The sequence below is a fragment of the Streptomyces sp. NPDC001514 genome (assembly GCF_053597075.1).
In genome coordinates this window covers 105434-126085 of sequence record NZ_JBSFHO010000011.1, presented here as the reverse complement: position 1 = coordinate 126085, position 20652 = coordinate 105434, and the positions used below count along the sequence as shown (strand labels likewise).

The window sequence follows — 20652 nt, the reverse complement described above, 5'->3', positions numbered from 1 at the left end:
TCATCGGCTCATGCACCGGTACGGACGGATCGGGCCACGTTCACCTGATGTGACGAACGGCCCCGGGGGATTCACCGGCCTCCTCGGGGCCTGTCCTGTGGCTCAGCCCTATGCCGGCCGGCGCAGCACCACCAGACTCCGCCCGATCATCCGCAACTGTTCACCGGCCGCCACCTTGGGCCCCTGCCCCGGGGGCACCCCCTCGGGCCTGGCGGTGTCCACGACCACCTGCCACTGTCGGCCGTGGTTGACCGGCACCGCGAATTCCATCTCCTCTGCGCTCGCGTTGAACATCAACAGGAACGAGTCGTCCGAGATCCGCTCGCCCCGCGGCCCCGGCTCCGAGATCGCGTGCCCGTTCAGGAACACCGTCAGGGCCTTGGCGTGCGCGGCCTGCCAGTCGCGCTGCGTCATCTCCACACCCTCCGGGGTGAACCAGGCGATGTCGGACAGCTCGTCGTGCGTCCCCTCCACCGGCCTGCCGTGGAAGAAACGCCTGCGCCGGAACACCTGGTGGTCGCGGCGCAGCCACACCATCGCCCGGGTGAAGGCCAGCAGCGAGCCCGGCTCCTCCTCGGTCGACGACGGCCAGTGCACCCAGGACAGCTCGTTGTCCTGGCAGTACGCGTTGTTGTTGCCCTGCTGGGTGCGGGCGAACTCGTCCCCGTGGCTGAGCATCGGCACGCCCTGGGACAGCATCAGCGTGGCGATGAAGTTGCGCATCTGGCGGCCGCGCAGCTCCCGCACCTCCGGGTCGTCGGTGTCGCCCTCGGCCCCGCAGTTCCACGACCGGTTGTGGCTCTCGCCGTCCCGGTTGCCCTCGCCGTTGGCCTCGTTGTGCTTCTCGTTGTACGAGACGAGATCGCGCAGCGTGAAGCCGTCGTGGCAGGTCACGAAGTTGACCGAGGCGAGCGGGCGTCGCCCGTCGTCCTGGTAGAGGTCGGACGATCCGGTCAGCCGGGAGGCGAACTCGGCGAGCGTGCGCGGCTCGCCCCGCCACAAGTCCCGTACGGTGTCGCGGTATTTGCCGTTCCACTCGGTCCACAGCGGCGGAAAGTTCCCCACCTGGTAGCCGCCCTCGCCGACGTCCCACGGCTCGGCGATCAGCTTCACCTGGCTGACCACCGGATCCTGCTGGACCAGGTCGAAGAACGAGGACAGCCGGTCCACCTCGTGGAACTGCCTCGCCAGCGTCGCCGCGAGATCGAAGCGGAAGCCGTCGACGTGCATCTCGGTCACCCAGTAGCGCAGCGAGTCCATGATCAGCTGGAGCACGTGCGGCGAGCGCATCAGCAGGGAATTGCCGGTGCCGGTGGTGTCCGTGTAGTAGCGGCGGTCCTCGGAGAGCCGGTAGTACGAGACGTTGTCGAGACCCCGGAAGGAGAGCGTCGGCCCGAGGTGGTTGCCCTCGGCCGTGTGGTTGTAGACGACGTCGAGGATGACCTCGATGCCCGCCTGGTGCAGTGCCCGGACGGCGGACTTGAACTCCAGCACCTGCTGGCCGCGGTCGCCCCAGGACGCGTAGCGGTTGTGCGGTGCGAAGAATCCGATCGTGTTGTAACCCCAGTAGTTGTTGAGGTCCGCGTCGACCAGCCGGTGGTCGTTGACGAACTGGTGCACGGGCATCAACTCCAGTGCGGTGACGCCCAGTTCCGTGAGATGGGAGATCACCGCGGGATGCGCGAGCCCCGCGTACGTCCCGCGCAGCTCGGGCGGCAGCGCGGGATGCAGCATCGTCAGGCCCTTCACATGGGCCTCGTAGATGACCGTGCGGTGGTAGTCCGTCCGGGGCGGGCGGTCGTCGCCCCAGTCGAAGTACGGATTGACGACGACGGACGCCATCGTGTGCGGGGCGGAGTCGAGGTCGTTGCGCGAGTCCGGCCTGCCGAAGTGATAGCCGTACACGGCCTCACCCCAGTCGACACGTCCGCTCATCGCCCGTGCGTACGGATCGAGGAGCAGCTTCGCCGAATTGCACCGGTGCCCGCGCTCCGGTGCGTACGGTCCGTGCACCCTGAATCCGTATCGCTGACCGGGCATCACGCCCGGCAGATAGGCATGGCGGACGAACGCGTCCGTCTCACGGAGCTCCACCGCCGTCTCCGAGCCGTCGTCGTGCAGCAGACAGAGCTCGATTCGGTGCGCGGCCTCCGAAAAGACCGCGAAGTTGGTGCCGGCGCCGTCGTACGTGGCGCCGAGGGGATACGCCTGTCCCGGCCAGACCTGCATAGATATGACTCTTCCACTTCTGATCCGGGTGCTGGGGACCACTTGGGCCAGATCCTCCCCGAAAGAAGGGCAACCTCCTAGGACTTACCACCGTCCTACCGGGTGACCACAGGTAAGAGGGGGGAAAAGTGCGCAGATTAGTACGCCGCCATCTGGGCAAGGTGGTGGCGGGCACGGCCATTGCGGTGACGGGAACCGCCGTGATGGTCGGAATCACCCTGCCGGGCACGGCAGGAGCGGACGGCGGCCCCGGGGGCGGAACGGGGGGCCGCGCCGCCGCGTCCCAGGGCCTCGGCCAGGGCACAGGGGCCCCGGCCCCCGACCCCGGCGTCATCGCCGCGGCCGCCGACGAGGGCGAGAAGGGCATCGGGCGTGACCCGCTCACCGACGACGAGCTGAAGCGCGCCGAACAGCTGGCGACGGCCCCTGCCGCACGGGACGGCCGGGACGCGGGGGGCGGACGCGGCCCGCAGCACCTCACCACCGATCTGGCCGAACCGCAGCCGTCCGAAGCGGGTCTCGCAGCGCCTCCGCGCCGCGCCGTCGTCTCGTACTACGACTACCGGACCGACCGGCTCGTCACGTCGACGGTCAACCTGACCTCGGGGAAGGTCGAGCAGAGCGCCGCCCAGCAGGGCGTGCAGCCGTCGCCGCACCGCGAGGAGCTGCGCGAGGCGGTCGAGCTGATCCTGGCGAGCCCGCTCGGCTCGGGGCTGAAGGCGGACTACAAGGACGCCACCGGAAACGCGCTCACCTCTGCGGAGCCGCTCACGCTGAGCGGATTCGTCTACCGCAAGGACCGGGAGGCACGGATTCCGGAGCAGCTCGCCGACTGCGGGGTGCACCGTTGCGTGCACGTCATCACCAAGATCACGAACGGGCCGTGGATCGACACGCGGGACCTGGCCGTGGATCTGAGCGCCCGCACGGTCGTCCGTACGCCGACCGGCTGACGCCGCCCGGTTGACGCCCCGGCTCCGGTTCCGGGGCCGACCACCTCGATCGGACCGCCTCCCGGCTCGGACCGCCTGCCGCGGCCGACCGCATTCACGTCATTCACGTCATTCCCGTCCGTACGCCTTCCGTCTTCCGCACGAACGTCCGAGGGAGTTCCTCTTCGCATGGACAAGAGCAGATTTCCGCATGCCCGCAAGCCGGCCTCTGTGCTCGCCGCCGCCGTCCTGCTCGGCGGCGCGCTGACCGCCGCGGGCCCGGGCGCGGCGACCGCCGCCACCGCCACCGCCACCGCCAGGGCCCCGCAGGCCCCCGCCCCGGCCCTGCCGTGCAGCGCGCCCTACCAGATCAGCTCGACCCTCACGGGCGGCACCACGTGGCGCATGTGCTGGCACTACGACTCCTCCGCCGGCCTCGTCCTGGACAAGGTCAGCTATCAGCCGAAGGGTGAGCCCCGCCCGATCCAGGTGCTCACCAGCGCCAAGCTCGCGCAGATCCACGTCCCGTACGACAACGGGCAGGCCGAGTACGACGACCTCACCGGCTTCGGCTTCGGCTACGGCCTGCAGAACCTGAAGCCGACCGAGTGCCCCGGCGGCACCATCAAGAAGGTCAAGGTCCCCGAGGCCGGCCAGGTCAACGGCCTGTGCATGACCACCCGCTCACGCGGCCACGCCTACCGCCTCGCGAACGACGAGGGCACCAAGGTCTGGCACGCCGAGGGCAAGGACCTGCTGCTCTACACCGTCAACAAGGTCTCCTGGTACGAGTACATCACCGAGTGGCGCTTCTCGTCCGACGGCACGATATCCGCCAACGTCGGCGCCACCGGCAGCCTCTCGCCGGGTGACTACGACGCGGGCGACGGCCGGGGCTGGCCCATCGGCAAGGGAGCCAAGGACTACGCCACCAGCCACAGCCACAACGTCTTCTGGCGGCTGAACTTCGGCCTCGACGGCAGCGCCAAGGACCGGATCGAGCAGTACGACTCCAAGGTCACCCCGCCCACCGGCAACGGCAGCCCGACGACAAGGACCACGCGTACGCCGGTCACCAAGGAGCTCGCCGGGGACGCGAAGGCGATGCGCTGGTGGCGTGTCGTCAGCGCGACCGGCAAGAACAAGGACGGCCACCCGCGCTCGTACGAGATCGTGCCGGGCTCTTCCGCGAAGCACGCCGGCCGCGGCTTCACCAAGCACGACGTCTACTTCACCCAGAACCGTGCCTGCGAGCAGTTCGCCAGCAACAACACCCTCAACTGCGGGCGGGGCGCCCCCGACAGTGTGGACAACTGGGTCAATGCCGAGACCCTGGGCAATCCGGTCGTGTGGGTCAACATCGGGTTCCACCACATCGCCCGGGACGAGGACCAGCAGCCGATGCCGGTCCACTGGCAGGGCTTCCAGCTCGCGCCGAGGGACGTAACCGCTATGAATCCGCTCACTCCGGCCGAACTCGCCAACCAGAACGGTGCGCCTGCGCTGGGGAGTTGAGAGACCAGCCTGTCGATCCGGCTGCACCGGCTCCCGCTCGCGGAGTACCCTTCCTTGATCGTTGGAGACGGGTGTGTCCAGGAGCTGGAGGCGGTGCGCGGGTGAGCTCGGGAGGGCTGGAGCTTCCCCCCGGTGACGCTGGTCACGAGGGGGACTCCGCCGACGTCCCGCCCGGCGCGGTATCGCTCGCCCGGCCGGTCGAGATCGGGGCGGAACTGGACTGGGGCGCGGACGCCTGGAGCGAAGTGCGTACGCGCGCCCAACGGGCCGGGCGGGCCTACATCTGGCTGAACCTGGTCGAGCAGCGACTGCGGGCCGTCGTGGCCGCCGTGCTCCGGCCCATCTACGAGCCCGTGCACGGTGAGGAGTGGGTGGTCGCGGCCGCGGGGCCCGCGGGCCAGGAGTGGGTGCAGCGGGCCGTCGCCGTACGGGAGGTCTCCCGGCGCAAGGGGTATCTGCTGGACCCCGCGGACGACAACGTGCTGAGCTTCCTCACCCTCCCGCAGCTGCGGGAGCTGCTGGTCCAGCACTGGCCCTGCTTCGAGCCGTACTTCGACGACCGGCGCGATGTGGAGCTGGCCCTGGACGAGCTGGAGGTCGCGCGCAATGTCGTCTCCCGCAACCGCGCGCTGAACGAGGCCGTGCTCGCCCAGGCCGAGCGGGCGTCGGCGCGGCTGCTGGAGATCCTCGGCGGCGGCGCCGGCGTGCCATCGGCGGACCGGCTGCCCGTGGACGCGGTCGAGGACCTGGTGGGCGAGCGGTACGCGGACGTGGTGTCCGTGCATCCGGACCGGGTGAGGCTGCAGCGACAGCTGCCGGCCGAAGACCTGTTCGGGGGCGCACGCCGGCTCGACGCCATCGGCATAGGCCTGAACCTGCTCGTGCAGAACTTCTCCGGGCGGCGGCTGGTCCGGCTGGCCGAATCCGGCTGCCGGGTGCGGCTGCTCTTCCTCAATCCGGCGAGCAGTGCGGTCAAGCGGCGCGAACGGGAACTCGGCCTGAAGAAGGGCGAACTGAGCCGCTCGGTGGAGATGAACATCCTCCATATGCGGCGGGTGCGGTCGAAGCTGCGCGACCCCGGGGCGTTCGAGATCCATGTCTTCGACGAGACGCCGCGCTTCACGGCCTATCTGGTGGACGGGGACGGGCCCGACGGGCTGGCGGTCGTGCAGTCGTACCTGCGGCGTGCGCGGGGCATGGAGGCGCCGGTGCTGGTGCTGCGGGGCGCGGGCCGGTCGGTGGTGAGATCGGGTCAGGACGCCGAGCACGGGCTGTTCCAGACGTACCGGGAGGAGTTCGAGTCGGTGTGGACCGACTCGCGCCCGGTGTCCTGACTGTCAGTGCGGCGTGCGAGAGTTTCCGTCAGCACCACTGACGAGGGGGGAGCGCCATGACGTGGCACCGTGAACCACTTGCCGGTTTCGACCTGGAGACGACCGGCACCGATCCGCTGGACGCGCGCATCGTGACCGCGGCGGTCGTGGTCGTGCGGGGCGGTGAGACGACCGAGCGGCGGACCTGGCTGGCGGACCCGGGGATCCGCATCCCGGAGCAGGCGTCCGCGATCCACGGCATCAGCAGTGAGCGGGCGGCCGCGGAGGGCCGCCCGGCGCGCGAGGTCGCGGACGAGATCGCCTCGACCCTGGCGGATCACTGGGCCCAGGGCATCCCGGTCGTGGCGTACAACGCGGCCTTCGACCTCACCCTGCTCTCCGCGGAGCTCGCCCGCCACGGGCTGCCGTCCCTGTCGGAGCGGCTCGGGGGCGGGGCCATCGGCCCGGTCGTCGATCCGTACACGATCGACCGCGCCGTCGACCGCTACCGCCGCGGCAAGCGCACCCTCGAGGCGGTCTGCGCGGAGTACGGCGTCGTCCTGGACGACGCCCACGAGGCCCTCGCGGACGCACTCGCCGCGGTCCGGGTCGCCCATGCGATAGCCACCCGCCACGCCTCGGTCGCGGCGCTGACGCCCGCGGAGCTGCACGCCCGGCAGGTGCGGTGGTACGCCGAATGGGCGGTGGACTTCCAGGCCTTCCTCCGCCGCAAGGGCACGCCGGACGCGGTGGTCGACGCGTCCTGGCCCCTGCGCGAGCCGGTCGCCAGCGCGCGCTGACGAAGGACGTTCCCGCGCGGCTCCGCCGCGGTGGGGGCGAGCCCGCCCTGATCCCCGGCGCCGTCCGGTGGGCCCGGGCGTCCGTCCTTGGGTTCGCCCGGAGCTTTGCCCATCGCCGCCCCGCGACACGGGAGGACGGACGGGCCGCGTCCCGCGCGCGGGCGGCTCAGTCGCTCGATGCCGGCGGGGCACCACCCTCTCTCCCGATCAGCCGAGGCAGCCCCGCGTGGTCGGAGCCGACCTTGCGGTATATGTCCGACAACAGCCGGGTCACCACCGTGTCCTGGGCGCCCAGCTCTTCGGCGATGCGGGCGTTCGACCAGCCGCGGGCGGCCCATTCGGCCACGGTCCGCTCCTGCGCGCTGAGCGGCTCCGTGGCCGCGGTGCGCAGCTGGAGCGGCCACAGGCCGGCCGCGTCCAGTTCGTCGCGGGCCCGCGCCGCGAGGCCGTCGGCCCCGCACTGCACGGCGCCTTCCAGCCCACGGTGAAGCTGCTCGACGGCCTCCCGCGGCAGCCCGGCACGGCGCAGCGCCATGCCGTGGTCCACCAGTGCACACGCCAGGTCGTACCCGGCAGGGGAGCGCTCGAGGTGCTCGACGGCCTCGGCCAGCAGGGCGACCTGCTCCGCGCCGTGGGCCACCGAAGCCTGGGCGAGCAGCGCCTGTCCGATCACCGACTGGGTGCCGAACTGGCGGGCCCTTCGTACGCCTTCGGAAGCGAACTCGAGGGCTCGCGCCGGATCGGACGCCTCCAGCGCGCGGGCCAGATGGAGCTGCCAGGGGCACCACGCGGGGTTGCGCATGCCGCGCGGATCGAGCCGCTCACCGACCTGGACGAGCTGCCGCTCGGCCTCGCGCCGCATGCCGCGTGCGAGCAGCAGCTCGCTGTGGACGGTCTGGGAGTCGGGGTACACCACGGCGCTGGGCACGATGGTCCCGTAGCTGTACCGGGTGGCCAGCTCGTGGGCGTCCTCGGTGCGGCCGCGGGCGAGCAGGATCTCGATGAGGATGCCGATGGCGAAATACTGTGCGGGCACCTGGTGTCCGACCCGGTCCGCGATCCGCAGTCCGCCGCGGACCAGGGACTCGGCTTCGTCGAGACGCCCGCGGCGATAGCGGATGTAACCCAGAAGGGTGAACCCGAACGACAGGTGGGCGCCGCGCCAGCCCTTCTTCTCGCATTCCGCAATGCCCCTGTTGAAGAGCTCCTCCGCTCGTCCGGGCTGGTCGCAGTACATGAAGGTGAGCGCGACCAGGACCGGGACCTCGAAACCCCACTGCTCGTCGGTCCAGCTGAGGCCTTCGCCGAGGGCTTCCTCCGCATGGTGGAGCGCGGTGGCCGCAGGCTCGCCGCGCACCATGGCGTCCCAGGCACGCAGGCCCAGGATGTACCGCTCTGCCATGCTCCGGCCGGTGAGGTGCTCGGCCAGCCGGGTCAGTCGGCGGGAGCGGGCGGGCGAGTCCTGTTCGTCGGCCCGGAAGGCGTTCCACATGAACTGCTCCGCCTGCATGCGCAGCCGTGTCCTGGCGTCGGTGGCCCCTCGTGCGGCCTCGGCGACCGTCTCGGCCGCTTCCGCCATCCGGTCCGAGTGGCCGAGCGCCTGTGCCAGCCGGTAGACGATCGCCTCGCGCAGGGCCGGCTCGAGGACGGGCTCCTCCAGTGCCGCTCGCAGATGGTTGACCGTGGTGGCAGGCTCGGTCAGCAGGGCGGAGCAGCCGAGTTCGAACAGGACGTCGGCGCGCTCGTCCAGGGCGGGTGGCTCGCGGAGCGCCCGGGCGAGGCAGCGCCGGGCGGCCTCGGGTGCACCTGCCCTGAGGTATTCGCGGGCGGCCTGCCGGAGTTGCTGCACGGCCCAGGGGTCGCTCTCGGGGTGCATCTCCAGCAGATGGCGGGCGGCCGTGGTGGCGCCCAGGCCCGCGCCGGCGACCACTGCGGCGGCCTGGCCGTGCATGGCGACGCGGAACGCCGCGGGAATCGCCCGGTAGACGGCGGTGGCGACCAGCGGGTGGAAGAACTCCAACGGGTCGTCATCAGAGGCGCCGGGAGCGCCCTCGGCGAGGATGCGGGCCTCCCGCAGCCTGGCGACGGCATCAATGGACTCGGCCTCGCCCAGTCCGCCGACGCTCGCGGCCAGGTGGCGGGACGCCTCGGCCCCCAGCACGGCGGCACTCCAGGCGAACCGGACTGCGGAGGTGCCGAGCCGCTCCAGTCGCTCGACGAGCCCGCTGCCCTTCACCGCGGAGGCCAGCTCGCGCAGTTCGGGTACGTGTACGACCTGCGGCTTCAGCCCGCGGTCGGCGACCTTGGCGGCGAGTTCGACGGCCTCGAAGGGGTTACCTCCGGTGACGGCCCAGGTCTCACGGCAGAACGCCTCGTCGGCCTCCTCGCCCAGGGTGTCCCGGACGATGCGGCTGACCGCGCCGGGGGTGAGCGGAACGAGGTCGAAGGGGCGCGATCCATGGCGGTCGGCAAGTCGGCCGAAACCGGCCGCGTCGATCGGGAGTTCATCGGGACGGTAGGCCACGACCAGCAGCATCGGGAGTTCGGTGACCCGCGGCGCGAAACCGGTGAGCCAGGCCAGCGACTCGGCGTCGGCCCAGTGGGCGTCGTCCAGGATCACCACCAGTGGCGCGTGCTGCACGGCGAAGCGGGTGACGATCCAGTCCAGGCCGTCCCGTACGCCCTGGGGGTCGGGTGATGCGACGCTGTTCTGCGCCACCAGGCCCAGCGCGGGGGCGACGATGTCGTACCAACTGCCGAGTATCTCGCGCTGTTCCTTCTCCGTGCCCGCCGCGAGCACGGGCTGGACCAGCTGGCGTACGACATGGAACGGGAGGCCCTGCTCCTGCTCCCCTCCGCGGGCGAAGAGCGCCGTGCAGCCGCGGGCCACGGCCCGCCTGCGCACCTCGGTGAGGAGTGAGGTCTTGCCGAGTCCCGCCGGCCCGGCGAAGGCGAGTAACCCGCCCGTGCCGGGTACGGCCGAGCCCCTCGAGGCCCCGCTCAGGTCGGTCAACAGGGTGTCGAGCGCCGCCAGTTCCGCATTGCGTTCCAGCAGTAGCCGACGCGGGTGTCCCGGCCGGTCTCCTGTGTAGGCCACATCCGTTCCTTCGGCCGTGTGTCGTCCTCGGGTACGCGAAGGGTACGCCTGTGAAGACGCTCGGTCGTCTTGTGTGGAGGTAATGCCCGCACGAAGCGATAAAATTCTGATAATACCGGCCAACGCGTTTCCGGTTCTGTACCTTCATGCCCCCTCGCCGCTCTTGGGGGCGCGTGCGCCGTCGCGTGCGCCGGCTTCGCGCCCCATGACACCCGTCGCGAGCGGTCGTTCGGCTCGTGCGACGCCTAGCCTCTTAGGGCGGCGAGAACGCGTCACGACCGCTCCGCCGAGCCGGTGGGATGCGCTGCGACGCCCAGGGGGTGCGTATGGCGAACGCAAGGCCTTCCGGCTTCCGCCCGGTGCCCTCTGACCCGACGCGGCGCACCGCCGCCATCAGGATCCCGTTCTCCCCCCGCTTCAGTCCGCACGCCGAGCGCGCTCGCCGGCACACGCTTCAGTGGCTGCTGGAGACGGGCCTGCTCAACGAGGAAGCCGAGGTGGCGGAGTACGACGCGCTGCGGCTCGAGCGGCTGATGGCGTATTTCTACCCCGACGCCACGGGCGGCGACCTCGAGCTCGCGGCCGACTTCAACGCCTGGTTCTTCATCTTCGACGACCAGTTCGACGGTGGGCTGGGAACGCGGCCCGAGGCGATAGAGCGCGTGGTGGACAGCCTCGTACAGACGATGACGCTGGACGGACCCGCCCCCCAGCAGCGCGATGGCCACGACCCGCCGCTCGTCCGGGCGTTCCAGGACATATGGCGCCGGGCCACCGTCGGCACCCCGTACGACTGGCAGAGCCGGTTCCGTGCGCACTGGCGGGACTACATGGCCGCCCACCAGGGCGAAGCGCACAACCGGAACGCGGACCGCCTGCCCACCCTGGAGCAGTTCCTCGAGGTGCGGCGGGACTCCATAGGCGTACGGCCCTGCCTCGACTTCACCGAGCGGTGCGGTGGCTACACCCTGCCGGACGAGCTGCTCTGCTCCTCCCCGCTGCGGGAGATGCGTCAGATCACGGGCGATGTGGTGATCTTCGTCAACGACATCGTCTCGCTCGTGAAGGAACTGGCGGCGGGGGATGTGAACAACAGCGTCGTCGTCCTTCGCGAACAGGAGGGCTGCACGCTGGAGCAGTCCGTCGAGCGCATCGCAGCCCTTGCCAACGCACGGACAGCACGCTTCGCCCAGCTCGCCGCGGCCCTCCCCAAGGGGATGAGCGAGCGGGGCGTGCTTCCGGAGGTGCGCGGACACATCGAGCACTACGTGGAGGGCATGGGCCACCTGATGGCGGGCAACCTCGCCTGGTCCCTTGCGACCTCCCGATACGACGAGACCGGGATCGCCGCCGTCAGCGGCGGGCGGCAGCGTCCCTGGGCGCATCTCACCTCAGTACCCGAAGCCCGTGCCTCCCGCGCCGAAGGCGTGTCACCCGCCGGCGCCGGTGCCGACCCGTCGGCGCGGTCCGTGACCCGGGATGTCCGTCCTCGACCATGAGGTCAGAACGGGTACCAGCGCACCTGCGCGTCACCCTCGCGCAAAGAGGCCACGCGGCGGCGGAATTCGGCCAGCGCCTTCGGGTTGGCGGGAGCGTGCTGTGCCACCCATGCGCAGCTCGCCGTCTCACGGGCGCCCCGCAGGACCGCGCAGCCGTCCCAGTCACGGACGTCCCACCCGTACGCCTCCGTGAACCCGTCGTACGCCGCCGGATCGAGCCCGTACCGGTCGCGGGACAGCGCCAGGACCACCAGATCGTGCTCGCGCAGATCCGAGGAGAAGGTCTCCAGGTCGACCAGCACCGGACCGTCGGGGCCGACATGCACATTGCGGGGGAGCGCGTCACCATGGATCGGCCCCGGCGCCAGATGCGGGGTCAGCGCGGCCGCCGCCTCGGCGAAACCGTCCCGCCGTTCCCGCAGGTACGTCGCGTCCGCCGGATCGATCGCGTCCCCCGCAAGCCGCAGCCAGCGCTCGACGCCCGCGAGCAACTCCCGTCGCGGCAGCGCGAACGGCGCCGCCGGCAGCGCGTGCACCTGCCGCAGCAGTAGCGCCAGGTCCCGCGGCTCGGCCGGCCGCACGGCATCGGGGAGCCGGTGCCACAGCGTCACCGGATGCCCCTCCACCAGCCGAGCCTTCGGCTCCACGGCCCGTACGGCAGGGACGCCCGCCTCCTCCAGCCACCCGGCCACCACCAGCTCGCGCTCCGCACGCTCCAGCAGCTCCGCGCTCCGCCCGACCTTGACGACGACGTCGCCCGCGCCGAAGACCGCGTTCTCGCCGAGGGCCAGGAGCGCCGCGCCCCGCGCCAGTCCCGCCGCCGCCAGCACCTCGCGTGCGCGTGTCTCGTCCATGGCCCGAATTCTCGCATCCTCGCAGGTGGTGTTGACGAACCGACGGAGCGTCAGCACGATGACGGAGGCCGAGGCCCGGTCCGGATCCACGTCATAAAGGGGGCGAATCCGTGACACTGGCGAGTGCAGCAGCGGCACGGTCGGACGGCAGGGCGAGCCCGCGTCGCCCGAACCCGGGCCGGGGGCCCCGTACCGACCATGGAGCCTGGTTACTGGTGCTCCCGGCCCTCATCCCGATCCTCGTCCTGAGCGTCGGCCCCCTCCTCTACGGCATCGCGCTCTCCCTCACGGACGCCCAGTCGGGCCGCACCCAGGCCACCCGGTGGACCGGCACGCTCAACTTCCAGGACCTGCTCCACGACACCCTCTTCTGGGACTCGTTCCGGATCGGCCTGCTCTGGGCGGTCGGCGTCACGGTCCCCCAGTTCTTCCTCGCCCTCGGCCTCGCCCTCCTCCTCAACCAGGACCTGCGCCTGCGCCGGTTGGCCCGGGCGCTCGCGATCATTCCCTGGGCCATGCCCGAGGTCGTCGTGGGCATCATCTGGCGCCTCGTCTACAACCCCGACGCCGGCATCCTGAACGAGACCGTCCGTGACCTCGGCCTCGGCGACGGCCGCGACTGGCTGAGCGGGCTGGCCACCGCACTCCCCGCCGTGATCGTCGTCGGCATCTGGTCCGGTATGCCCCAGACCACCGTCGCCCTCCTCGCCGGGCTGCAGAACACCCCGCAGGAGCTCCACGAGGCCGCGGCCCTCGACGGCGCGGGAACCTGGCGCCGCTTCCGCACGGTCACCTGGCCCGCCCTGAGGCCCGTCGCCCTCGCGATCACGGCGCTCCAGTTCATCTGGAACTTCAATTCCTTCGCGCTGGTCTACGTCCTGACCAGCGGGGGACCGGGCGGCCGGACCCGCCTTCCCATGCTCTTCGCCTATGAAGAGGCATTCCGCTACGGCCAGTTCGGATACGCCGCGGCCATGGGCTGCGTCATGGTCGCCGTGATCTCCGTGATGCTCGCGCTGTATCTCGTGGGCCGGCTGAGGGACGGTGGGACGAAGTGAGCATGCGCACCAGCAGGGCCGGGCGTGCCGGCCGGTACGCCGCGCTCCTCGGCTATCTCGTCTTCCTCGCCTTCCCCTTCCTCTGGCTCGTCTCCACCGCCTTCAAGCCGCCCCGCGAACTCGGCTCACTCCACCCCACCTGGATTCCCGAGGAGCCCACACTCGTCAACTTCCGCCAGGCCTTCGACGAACAGCCGCTCCTCCAGGCCGCCGCCAACAGCCTGCTCATCGCCCTGAGCGCGGCGGTCGTCGCCGTCGTCGTCGCCACCCCGATGGCGTATGTGATGGCCCGTCACCGTACCCGGCTCGCAAAGGCCGCCACCGGCTGGGTCGTCGTCAGCCAGGCGTTCCCGTTCGTCCTGCTGATCATTCCGCTGTTCCTGATCCTCAAGAACCTCCGGCTCGTCAACACGTCGGCCGGTCTGGTCCTCGTCTACGTCGTGTGGTCGCTGCCCTTCGCCCTCTGGATGCTCGTCGGATACGTACGGGCCGTACCGGCCGAGCTGGAGGAGGCCGCGGCGGTCGACGGCGCCGGAAAGGCCCGTACGCTCGTCTCGGTCACCGCGCCGCTGCTCGCGCCCGGGATCGTGGCCACGGCGATGTTCGCGTTCATCACCGCATGGAACGAGTTCTTCTTCGCCCTCGTCCTGCTCAAGACCCCGGAGAAGCAGACCCTGCCGGTCGTCCTCACCCACTTCATCGGCGCGGAGGGCGCCGCCGACCTCGGGCCGCTCGCCGCGGCCGCGTTCCTCGCGACGATCCCCTCGCTCGTGATCTTCGCGGTCATCCAGAAACGCATCACGGGCGGAATGACGGCCGGGGCGGTGAAGCACTGATGCGATCGACGAGACCGACGAGACCGACGAGATCGACGAGACCACGTGCCTGGGCCGCGGCGGCCGCGGCGCTCGCGCTGCTCCTGACCGGCTGCTCCGATGACGGCTCCTCCCGCACCGCCGGGAAGGTCACCCTCCGCTTCCAGTCCCTGGCCTGGCAGGAGGAGTCCGTCGCCGCCAACAAGGAGCTGGTGAAGGAGTGGAACGCGACCCACCCCGACATCCGCGTCGAGTACGTCCAGGGCAGTTGGGACAGCGTCCACGACCAACTGCTCACCTCCTTCGAGGGCGGCGAGGCGCCGGACATCATCCATGACGCGTCCGACGACCTCGCCGACTTCGCGTACGGCGGCCGTCTCGCCGATCTGCGTGAGCTGCTGCCCGCCCGGCTCACCGCCGACATCCCGGAGCGGAGCTGGGAGACGACGACGTTCGGCGAAGGCGTCTACGGCGTCCCGTTCCTCCAGGAGCCGCGCGTCCTCATCGCCAACAAGAAGCTCCTCGACGCGTCCGGAGTCCGCATCCCGACCCCCGAGAGGCCGTGGAGCTGGGAGGAGTTCCGGGCCATCGCCAAGAAGATGACCGCACAGCTCGGTCATGAGAAGTACGCGGTCGCCTGGCCGTTCAAGGACCCGGTTTCGGCCACCCTCAACCTCGGGCTCTCGGCGGGCGGGCAGATGTTCCAGCGCGGTCAGGACGGGCGGGTACGCATTGAGTTCACGGACGCCGACGCGCTGGTCCCCGAAACCGTCCACGATCAGGTCAACGTGGACCGGAGCGCGTCCAGGACCGCGCTCGGCGGGGGCGGCTCCGACTCCCTGCCCGGCTTCTTCGGCGGGAAGTACGCGATGGTCCCGCTCGGTTTCTCGTACCGCCAGCAGGTCGTCCAGCAGGCACCCGAGGGCTTCGAGTGGACCGTGCTGCCCGCGCCCGCCGGCAGTGAAGGGCTCGCGCAGGGCGTCAGCCCGCAGACCCTGTCGGTGGCCGAGGACAGCCCGCACAAGAAGGAGGCGGTGGAGTTCATCGACTTCCTGCTGCAGCCGCGGAACATGGTGCGGCTGGCGAAGGGCGACTGGATGCTCCCGACGGGCACGCAGGCGCTCGCCGACGCCGCCCTGCACAGCCCGGAGGACGGCTGGGCGACGGGCGCGGCGCTGGCGGAGCATCTGCGCTCGGCACCCGCGCAGTCGGTGCGCGGTTATCCCGAGTGGAAGGACAAGGTGGCGACACCGGCGCTCCAGGAGTACTACTCCGGCGGCATCGACCGCGCCGAGCTGGAGAAACGACTGGTCGAGGACGGGAATCGGGTGCTCACCCGCTATCAGCGCTAGGGGCGCCCGGCCGTAAAGAGATTGCACGAGACGTCTCGTCTCGTTTAGCGTGAGGGTATGACCGAACCGAAGCGTGCCCATGTCGCCATGTTCTCCATCGCCGCCCACGGGCACGTGAACCCGAGCCTCGAAGTGATCCGGGAACTCGTGGCCCGTGGGCACCGCGTCAGTTACGCGATCCCGCCGTCCTTCGCCGAGAAGGTCGCCGCCACCGGCGCCGAGCCGGTGATCTACACCTCCACGCTCCCGACCGACGACGAGCCGGAGGCGTGGGGTACGGATCTCATCGACAACATCGAGCCGTTCCTCGCGGATGCCGTCCAGGCGTTGCCGCAGCTCGCCGAGGCGTTCGCCGGCGACGAGCCCGACCTCGTCCTGCATGACATCACCTCGTACCCGGCGCCCGTGCTCGCCCACCGCTGGGGCGTGCCCGCCGTGTCGCTCTGGCCCAACCTCGTGCCGTGGGAGGGGTACGAGGAGGAGGTCGCCGAGCCGATGACCGCCGAGCTCAAGGCGTCGGAGCGGGGCAAGGCGTACTACGCCCGCTTCGAGGCGTGGCTCGCGGAGAACGGCATCGACATCCATCCGGACCCGTTCGTCGGCCGCCCGCGACGGGCCGTCGTGCTGATCCCCAAGGCGCTGCAGCCGAACGCCGACCGGGTCGACGAGTCCGTCTACTCCTTCGTCGGCGCCTGCCAGGGCGACCGCGCGGAGCAGGGGGAGTGGCGGCGTCCGGCGGACGCGGAGAAGGTGCTTCTGGTCTCGCTGGGTTCGGCCTTCACCAAGCAGCCGGATTTCTACCGCGAGTGCGTGAAGGCCTTCGGTGATCTGCCGGGGTGGCATGTGGTGCTGCAGATCGGCAAGTTCGTCGATGCATCGGAACTGGGGGACGTACCCGCCAACATCGAGGTCCACCACTGGATCCCGCAGTTGGCGGTCCTGAGGGAGGCCGACGCCTTCATCACCCATGCCGGTGCGGGTGGCAGCCAGGAGGGCCTCGCCACCGCGACCCCGATGGTGGCGGTCCCGCAGGCCGTCGACCAGTTCGGCAACGCGGACATGCTCGTCTCGCTGGGCGTGGCACGGCACGTCCCGATGGAGGAGGCCACCGCCGACACCCTCCGCGAGGCGGTTCTCGCCGTGGTCGCCGACCCGGACGTCGCCCGCCGCCTCCAGGAGATCAGGCTCTCCATGGCGGGCGAGGGCGGCACGCGGCGCGCGGCGGACCTGATCGAGGCCGAACTCCCGCAAGACTGAAGCGCAAAGCTCGGCGCGCAAAGGTCGGCGCGCATAGCCCGGCAAGTGTGGACCGGCGCGGTATGGCCCGGCCGAAAAGCCCAGTGCCCGCGGGCCGGACGCGTAAAGCCCGGTGCCCGCGGGCCGGATGTGTAAAGCCCGGTGCCCGCGGGCCGGATGTGTAAAGCCCGGTGCCCGCGGGCCGGATGCGTAAAGCCCGGTGCCCGCCGACCGGACTCGTAAAGCCCGGCCGTTAAGTCCGGCGCGTAAAGCCGGTGCCGTGGACCGGCCCGTGAGACTCCGGTGAGACCGGCCCTCAAGGGCCGGTCTCCCTTTTGCGCTGCGGAATTCGGGTGGAGTATGTGAAGGCCTCAAGCCCCTTGTGTGTAAGCCGAGTTGACGGCCAAGTCCGACATGTGCAGCCCTGGTCGTTTCGTTATTACGAAGGCTTGTTGAGTAAGTCACAGGTGTATGAAGGTCTTGATCTGAGCCCGTCAATCGGTCAGGGTTTCGAGTCAACCCCCGGAGATTTTCCTTCCGGAGGCCAAACCCCCCACAAATGATGACGAGGAGACCCCTCTTCATGGCAACTCACAAGCGCTCGAGCAGGATCAAGCTCACCGCGGCGATAACCGCCGTGGCCGCAGCCGCCGGAGTGACCGTACTCAACACCTCGTTCGCCGGAGCAGCACCCGCTCCCGCGGAGGGCACGATCTACGGCGCGAACGCCGAAGGCGCCGTCGCCGGCAGCTACATCGTGCTGCTGGACGAGAAAGCGAACAAGAAGGAACTGGCCAAGGAGTACGGCGGCACGCTGCAGCGCACCTACAACTCCGCCATCAACGGCTTTTCCGCCAGCGGGCTTTCGGAGACCGAGGCCAAGCGTCTCGCCGCCGACCCCGCCGTCGCCAAGGTCGTCCAGAACAAGAAGTTCACGATCAACGCCACCCAGGACAACCCGCCGTCCTGGGGCCTGGACCGGATCGACCAGGCCGACACCGCCGGCGACAGCAAGTACACGTACCCCGACAGCGCCGGCGAGGGCGTCACGGCGTACGTCATCGACACCGGAGTCCGCATCTCCCACAAGGACTTCGAGGGCCGCGCCACGCACGGCTTCGACGCCGTCGACAACGACGACTCCGCCGACGACGGCAACGGCCACGGCACGCACGTGGCGGGCACCATCGCCGGCTCCGCCCACGGAGTCGCCAAGAAGGCGAAGATCGTCGCCGTCCGTGTCCTCGACGACAGCGGTTCCGGCACCACCGAGCAGGTCGTGGCCGGTATCGACTGGGTCACCAAGAACCACCAGGGCCCGTCCGTCGCCAACATGAGCCTCGGCGGCAGTGCCGACCCGGCGCTCGACGAGGCCGTCCGCAAGGCCATCGCCGCCGGCGTCACCTTCGGCGTGGCCGCGGGCAACGAGTCGAGCGACGCGAGCCAGGGCTCCCCGGCCCGCGTCGAGGAGGCCATCACCGTCGCCTCCTCCACCAAGGACGACAAGCAGTCCGACTTCTCCAACTTCGGCAAGGTCGTGGACATCTACGCCCCGGGCTCGGACATCACGTCCGACTGGAACGACAGCGACGAGGGCACCAAGACCATCTCCGGTACGTCGATGGCGACTCCGCACGTCGTCGGCGCCGCCGCGGTCTACCTCGCCGCCCACAAGGACGCCACCCCGGAGCAGGTCGCCAAGGCGCTGACGGACGGCGCCACGGCGGACAAGATCAGCAACCCGAGCGAGGGCACGCCCAACAAGCTCCTGAAGGTCGTCGAGTGATCAACTGACCGACGACCGGTGATGAGCCGGCGGCCGCCGCGCCCTCCCCCACGGGGCACGGCGGCCGTCCTGTCGTGTGACCATGGCGACCATGACGAAGACCTCTGCGTACGCGCTGCTGCTGCGCGGCATCAATGTCGGCGGACACCGCAAGGTCCCCATGGCCGACCTCCGTGCGCTGCTGACCGAGCTGGGTCACGACGACGTCCGTACGTATCTGCAGAGCGGCAACGCCGTCTTCACCAGCGCGACGCGCGACGAGGACGCGCTCGCGGCGGGCATCGGGCAGGCCATCGAGAGGCACTTCGGCTTCACCGTCGACTGCCTCGTCCGCGGAGGCCCGTATCTTCGGGCCGTCGTCGAGAGCTGCCCCTTCCCGGCGGCCGAACTGGAGGGCAAGCAGCTCCACGTCACGTACTTCTCGGCGCGCGTCGACCCCGAGCGGTTCGCGTCCATCGACGCGGCGGCCTTCCTCCCCGAGGAGTTCCGGCTCGGCGACCGCGCGCTGTATCTGTACGCGCCCGAAGGGCTCGGCCGCTCCAAGCTCGCGGAGGCCCTCTCCCGGCCGGGCCTCACGAAAGGCGTCGTGGCGACGGCCCGTAACTGGAACACTGTCGTCAAGCTCGCCGAGATGACCGGAGGACATGCGTGATGACCGGGTCCGAGTCCGGCTCCGCCGCCGTCGACGCCGCCATCGAGGGCGAACTCCGACTCCTCGACCCTCTCGTACGCACCGAACCGGCGCTGGTCGCCGGGCTGCTCCACCCCGACTTCCTGGAGTTCGGTGCGTCGGGGCGCCGCTGGGACCGCGACGCGATCATCGAGGCGCTCGCCCAGGAGGGGGCCCAGGCCTCCGCCAAGCCGATCACCGCGTCGGAGATCAGAGGCACCCAGCTCGCCCCCGACGTCGTCCATCTGACGTTCGTGACCGAGTACAACGGGCAGCGCGCCCACCGCAGTTCACTGTGGCGTTCGACCGATGACACCTGGCAGCTCTACTTCCACCAGGGCACGCCGTTCAGTGCCGATGAGAGCTCCGACGAAGACTCCGGCGCCAGCTGAAGCCGCCGGGCAGCCGCACGGAAGCACTGTGGTGACCTGAGCTGTCCCGCGTGACGTGGGCGCGGCGCGTGCCGACGCTCAGCGACCAGCCGTGCGTGCTGAGGTTCAGGTGGACCAGCTTCGGGATGATCGTGATCCGCTTGTGGTAATAGATCGACATATCGGCCTCCTTGTCGCCATGGTGCGCGAAGGGCTCGGCGCGGCTGTCACGGCACCGCCACGGTCGTGTCACCGTGACGGCCGCCACCGCCGCTACCGCTGCCCCAGGGCAGACATGTCCTCATCCGACAGCCGGATCGCGGCCGCGTCCAGGTTCTCCTCCAGATGGGCGAGCGAACCCGTGCCCGGCGTCGGGCAGAGGGCGGGGGAGCGGTGCAGCAGCCAGGCCAGGGCGATCTGCCCGCGCGACGCGCCATGCCGCTCGGCAACCCGGTCCAGGGCGCCGGCCGCCGCGCCCGTGAGCGCCCCGTCGGCGAGCGGGAACCACGGCAGGAACGCCGCACCGCGCGCCTCGCACACCTTCAGCACGGCCTCCGACTCCCGGTCGATGAGATTGAAGCGGTTCTGCACCGACGCGATGTCCGTCAGCGCCAGGGCCGCCTCCAGCTGCTCCGCGGTCACCGTGTCCAGCCCGATGTGCCGGATCTTCCCCTCGCGCCGCAATTCGTCGAGCGTGCCCAGCTGCTCGGCCAGGGGCACCTTCGGGTCCAGCCGGTGCAGCTGGTAGAGGCCGATCGTGTCCGTGCGCAGCCGCCGCAGGCTCGCCTCGCACATCGCCCGCAGCTGCTCGGGCCGTGCCGCGACGTGCCACGCACTGGCGCTCGTCCGTACGACGCCGCCCTTGGTGGCCACGAGCAGGTCGGCCGGATACGGGTGCAGGGCCTCGGCGACCAGCTCCTCGGCGAGGCCGGGGCCGTAGTTGTCGGCCGTGTCGATCAGCGTGACACCGCGCTCGACGGCACGGCGCAACACGGCCACGGCGTCCGCGCGCTCGCCCCGGGGTCCCCAGTAGCCGGTCCCGGTGAGCTGCGCCGTACCGTACCCGAGCCGCCGGACCGACGGGCCTTCGCCGAAGGTGTACGTGTCGTTGATCATGCGGGCACG

General features: G+C 70.5%; 17 protein-coding genes. 12 read left to right on the top strand and 5 right to left on the bottom strand.

Translation table 11 applies throughout. The features are described 5' to 3' along the window. Positions 1-108: 108 nt before the first annotated feature. On the bottom strand, positions 109-2229 hold the full coding sequence (gene glgX, locus ACWCXB_RS14550) for a glycogen debranching protein GlgX (protein WP_450722632.1): 2121 nt from the start codon (positions 2227-2229) through the stop codon (positions 109-111). A gap of 128 nt (positions 2230-2357) precedes the next feature. On the opposite strand from glgX, the gene ACWCXB_RS14545 reads away from it, so the two are divergent. The 4 genes from ACWCXB_RS14545 to ACWCXB_RS14530 all read left to right on the top strand — a co-directional run bounded on the left by ACWCXB_RS14545 (position 2358) and on the right by ACWCXB_RS14530 (position 6789). Further along, positions 2358-3182, top strand: coding sequence for a Tat pathway signal sequence domain protein (locus ACWCXB_RS14545; RefSeq protein ID WP_450722630.1), 825 nt, complete (start codon positions 2358-2360; stop codon positions 3180-3182). Between the two features lie 168 nt (positions 3183-3350). Next, on the top strand, positions 3351-4676 hold the full coding sequence (locus ACWCXB_RS14540; RefSeq protein ID WP_450722628.1) for a copper amine oxidase: 1326 nt from the start codon (positions 3351-3353) through the stop codon (positions 4674-4676). A gap of 101 nt (positions 4677-4777) precedes the next feature. Beyond that, positions 4778-6010, top strand: a complete 1233-nt coding sequence (locus tag ACWCXB_RS14535) for an SAV2148 family HEPN domain-containing protein (RefSeq protein ID WP_450722626.1) — start codon at positions 4778-4780, stop codon at positions 6008-6010. Between the two features lie 56 nt (positions 6011-6066). Then, the gene (locus tag ACWCXB_RS14530; RefSeq protein ID WP_450722624.1) at positions 6067-6789 is read left to right on the top strand and encodes an exonuclease domain-containing protein; all 723 of its coding nucleotides are present in this window, start codon (positions 6067-6069) and stop codon (positions 6787-6789) included. Positions 6790-6955: 166 nt separating this feature from the next. Here the strand turns inward: ACWCXB_RS14530 and ACWCXB_RS14525 are convergent, their stop codons facing one another. Next, positions 6956-9886 (bottom strand): ATP-binding protein, encoded by a 2931-nt coding sequence (locus ACWCXB_RS14525; RefSeq protein WP_450722622.1) that lies wholly within the window; start codon positions 9884-9886, stop codon positions 6956-6958. 326 nt (positions 9887-10212) lie between these two features. On the opposite strand from ACWCXB_RS14525, the gene ACWCXB_RS14520 reads away from it, so the two are divergent. Next, a complete protein-coding gene (locus tag ACWCXB_RS14520; protein ID WP_450722620.1) occupies positions 10213-11385 on the top strand; it encodes an isoafricanol synthase in 1173 nt (390 codons plus the stop codon). Positions 11386-11387: 2 nt separating this feature from the next. Here the strand turns inward: ACWCXB_RS14520 and ACWCXB_RS14515 are convergent, their stop codons facing one another. Continuing rightward, entirely contained in the window at positions 11388-12239 is an 852-nt protein-coding gene (locus ACWCXB_RS14515; RefSeq protein WP_450722618.1) for a phosphotransferase enzyme family protein, read from the bottom strand. A gap of 116 nt (positions 12240-12355) precedes the next feature. Here ACWCXB_RS14515 and ACWCXB_RS14510 point away from each other — a divergent pair, with 116 nt between their 5' ends. The 7 genes from ACWCXB_RS14510 to ACWCXB_RS14480 all read left to right on the top strand — a co-directional run bounded on the left by ACWCXB_RS14510 (position 12356) and on the right by ACWCXB_RS14480 (position 19548). Further along, on the top strand, positions 12356-13297 hold the full coding sequence (locus ACWCXB_RS14510) for a carbohydrate ABC transporter permease (protein WP_450722760.1): 942 nt from the start codon (positions 12356-12358) through the stop codon (positions 13295-13297). A 2-nt stretch (positions 13298-13299) separates the two neighbouring features. Further along, a complete protein-coding gene (locus ACWCXB_RS14505; RefSeq protein WP_450722616.1) occupies positions 13300-14133 on the top strand; it encodes a carbohydrate ABC transporter permease in 834 nt (277 codons plus the stop codon). Beyond that, on the top strand, positions 14133-15464 hold the full coding sequence (locus ACWCXB_RS14500; RefSeq protein ID WP_450722614.1) for an ABC transporter substrate-binding protein: 1332 nt from the start codon (positions 14133-14135) through the stop codon (positions 15462-15464). The genes ACWCXB_RS14505 and ACWCXB_RS14500 overlap by 1 nt, the downstream gene beginning before the upstream one ends. Positions 15465-15521: 57 nt before the next feature. Next, a complete protein-coding gene (gene mgt, locus ACWCXB_RS14495) occupies positions 15522-16721 on the top strand; it encodes a macrolide-inactivating glycosyltransferase (RefSeq protein WP_450722612.1) in 1200 nt (399 codons plus the stop codon). A 562-nt stretch (positions 16722-17283) separates the two neighbouring features. Beyond that, positions 17284-18486 (top strand): S8 family peptidase, encoded by a 1203-nt coding sequence (locus ACWCXB_RS14490; protein WP_450722610.1) that lies wholly within the window; start codon positions 17284-17286, stop codon positions 18484-18486. Between the two features lie 91 nt (positions 18487-18577). Beyond that, complete coding sequence (locus ACWCXB_RS14485; protein WP_450722608.1) at positions 18578-19138, top strand: DUF1697 domain-containing protein; 561 nt, start codon at positions 18578-18580, stop codon at positions 19136-19138. Further along, positions 19138-19548, top strand: coding sequence for a nuclear transport factor 2 family protein (locus tag ACWCXB_RS14480; protein ID WP_450722606.1), 411 nt, complete (start codon positions 19138-19140; stop codon positions 19546-19548). The genes ACWCXB_RS14485 and ACWCXB_RS14480 overlap by 1 nt, the downstream gene beginning before the upstream one ends. On the opposite strand, the gene ACWCXB_RS14475 is transcribed toward ACWCXB_RS14480, so the two are convergent. Together ACWCXB_RS14475 and ACWCXB_RS14470 are read right to left on the bottom strand one after the other, a co-directional pair. Next, entirely contained in the window at positions 19505-19708 is a 204-nt protein-coding gene (locus ACWCXB_RS14475; protein ID WP_450722604.1) for a DUF4236 domain-containing protein, read from the bottom strand. The two genes, ACWCXB_RS14480 and ACWCXB_RS14475, sit on opposite strands and share 44 nt — an antisense overlap. Before the next feature lie 92 nt (positions 19709-19800). Then, entirely contained in the window at positions 19801-20643 is an 843-nt protein-coding gene (locus ACWCXB_RS14470) for an aldo/keto reductase (protein ID WP_450722602.1), read from the bottom strand. Positions 20644-20652 lie beyond the last annotated feature (9 nt).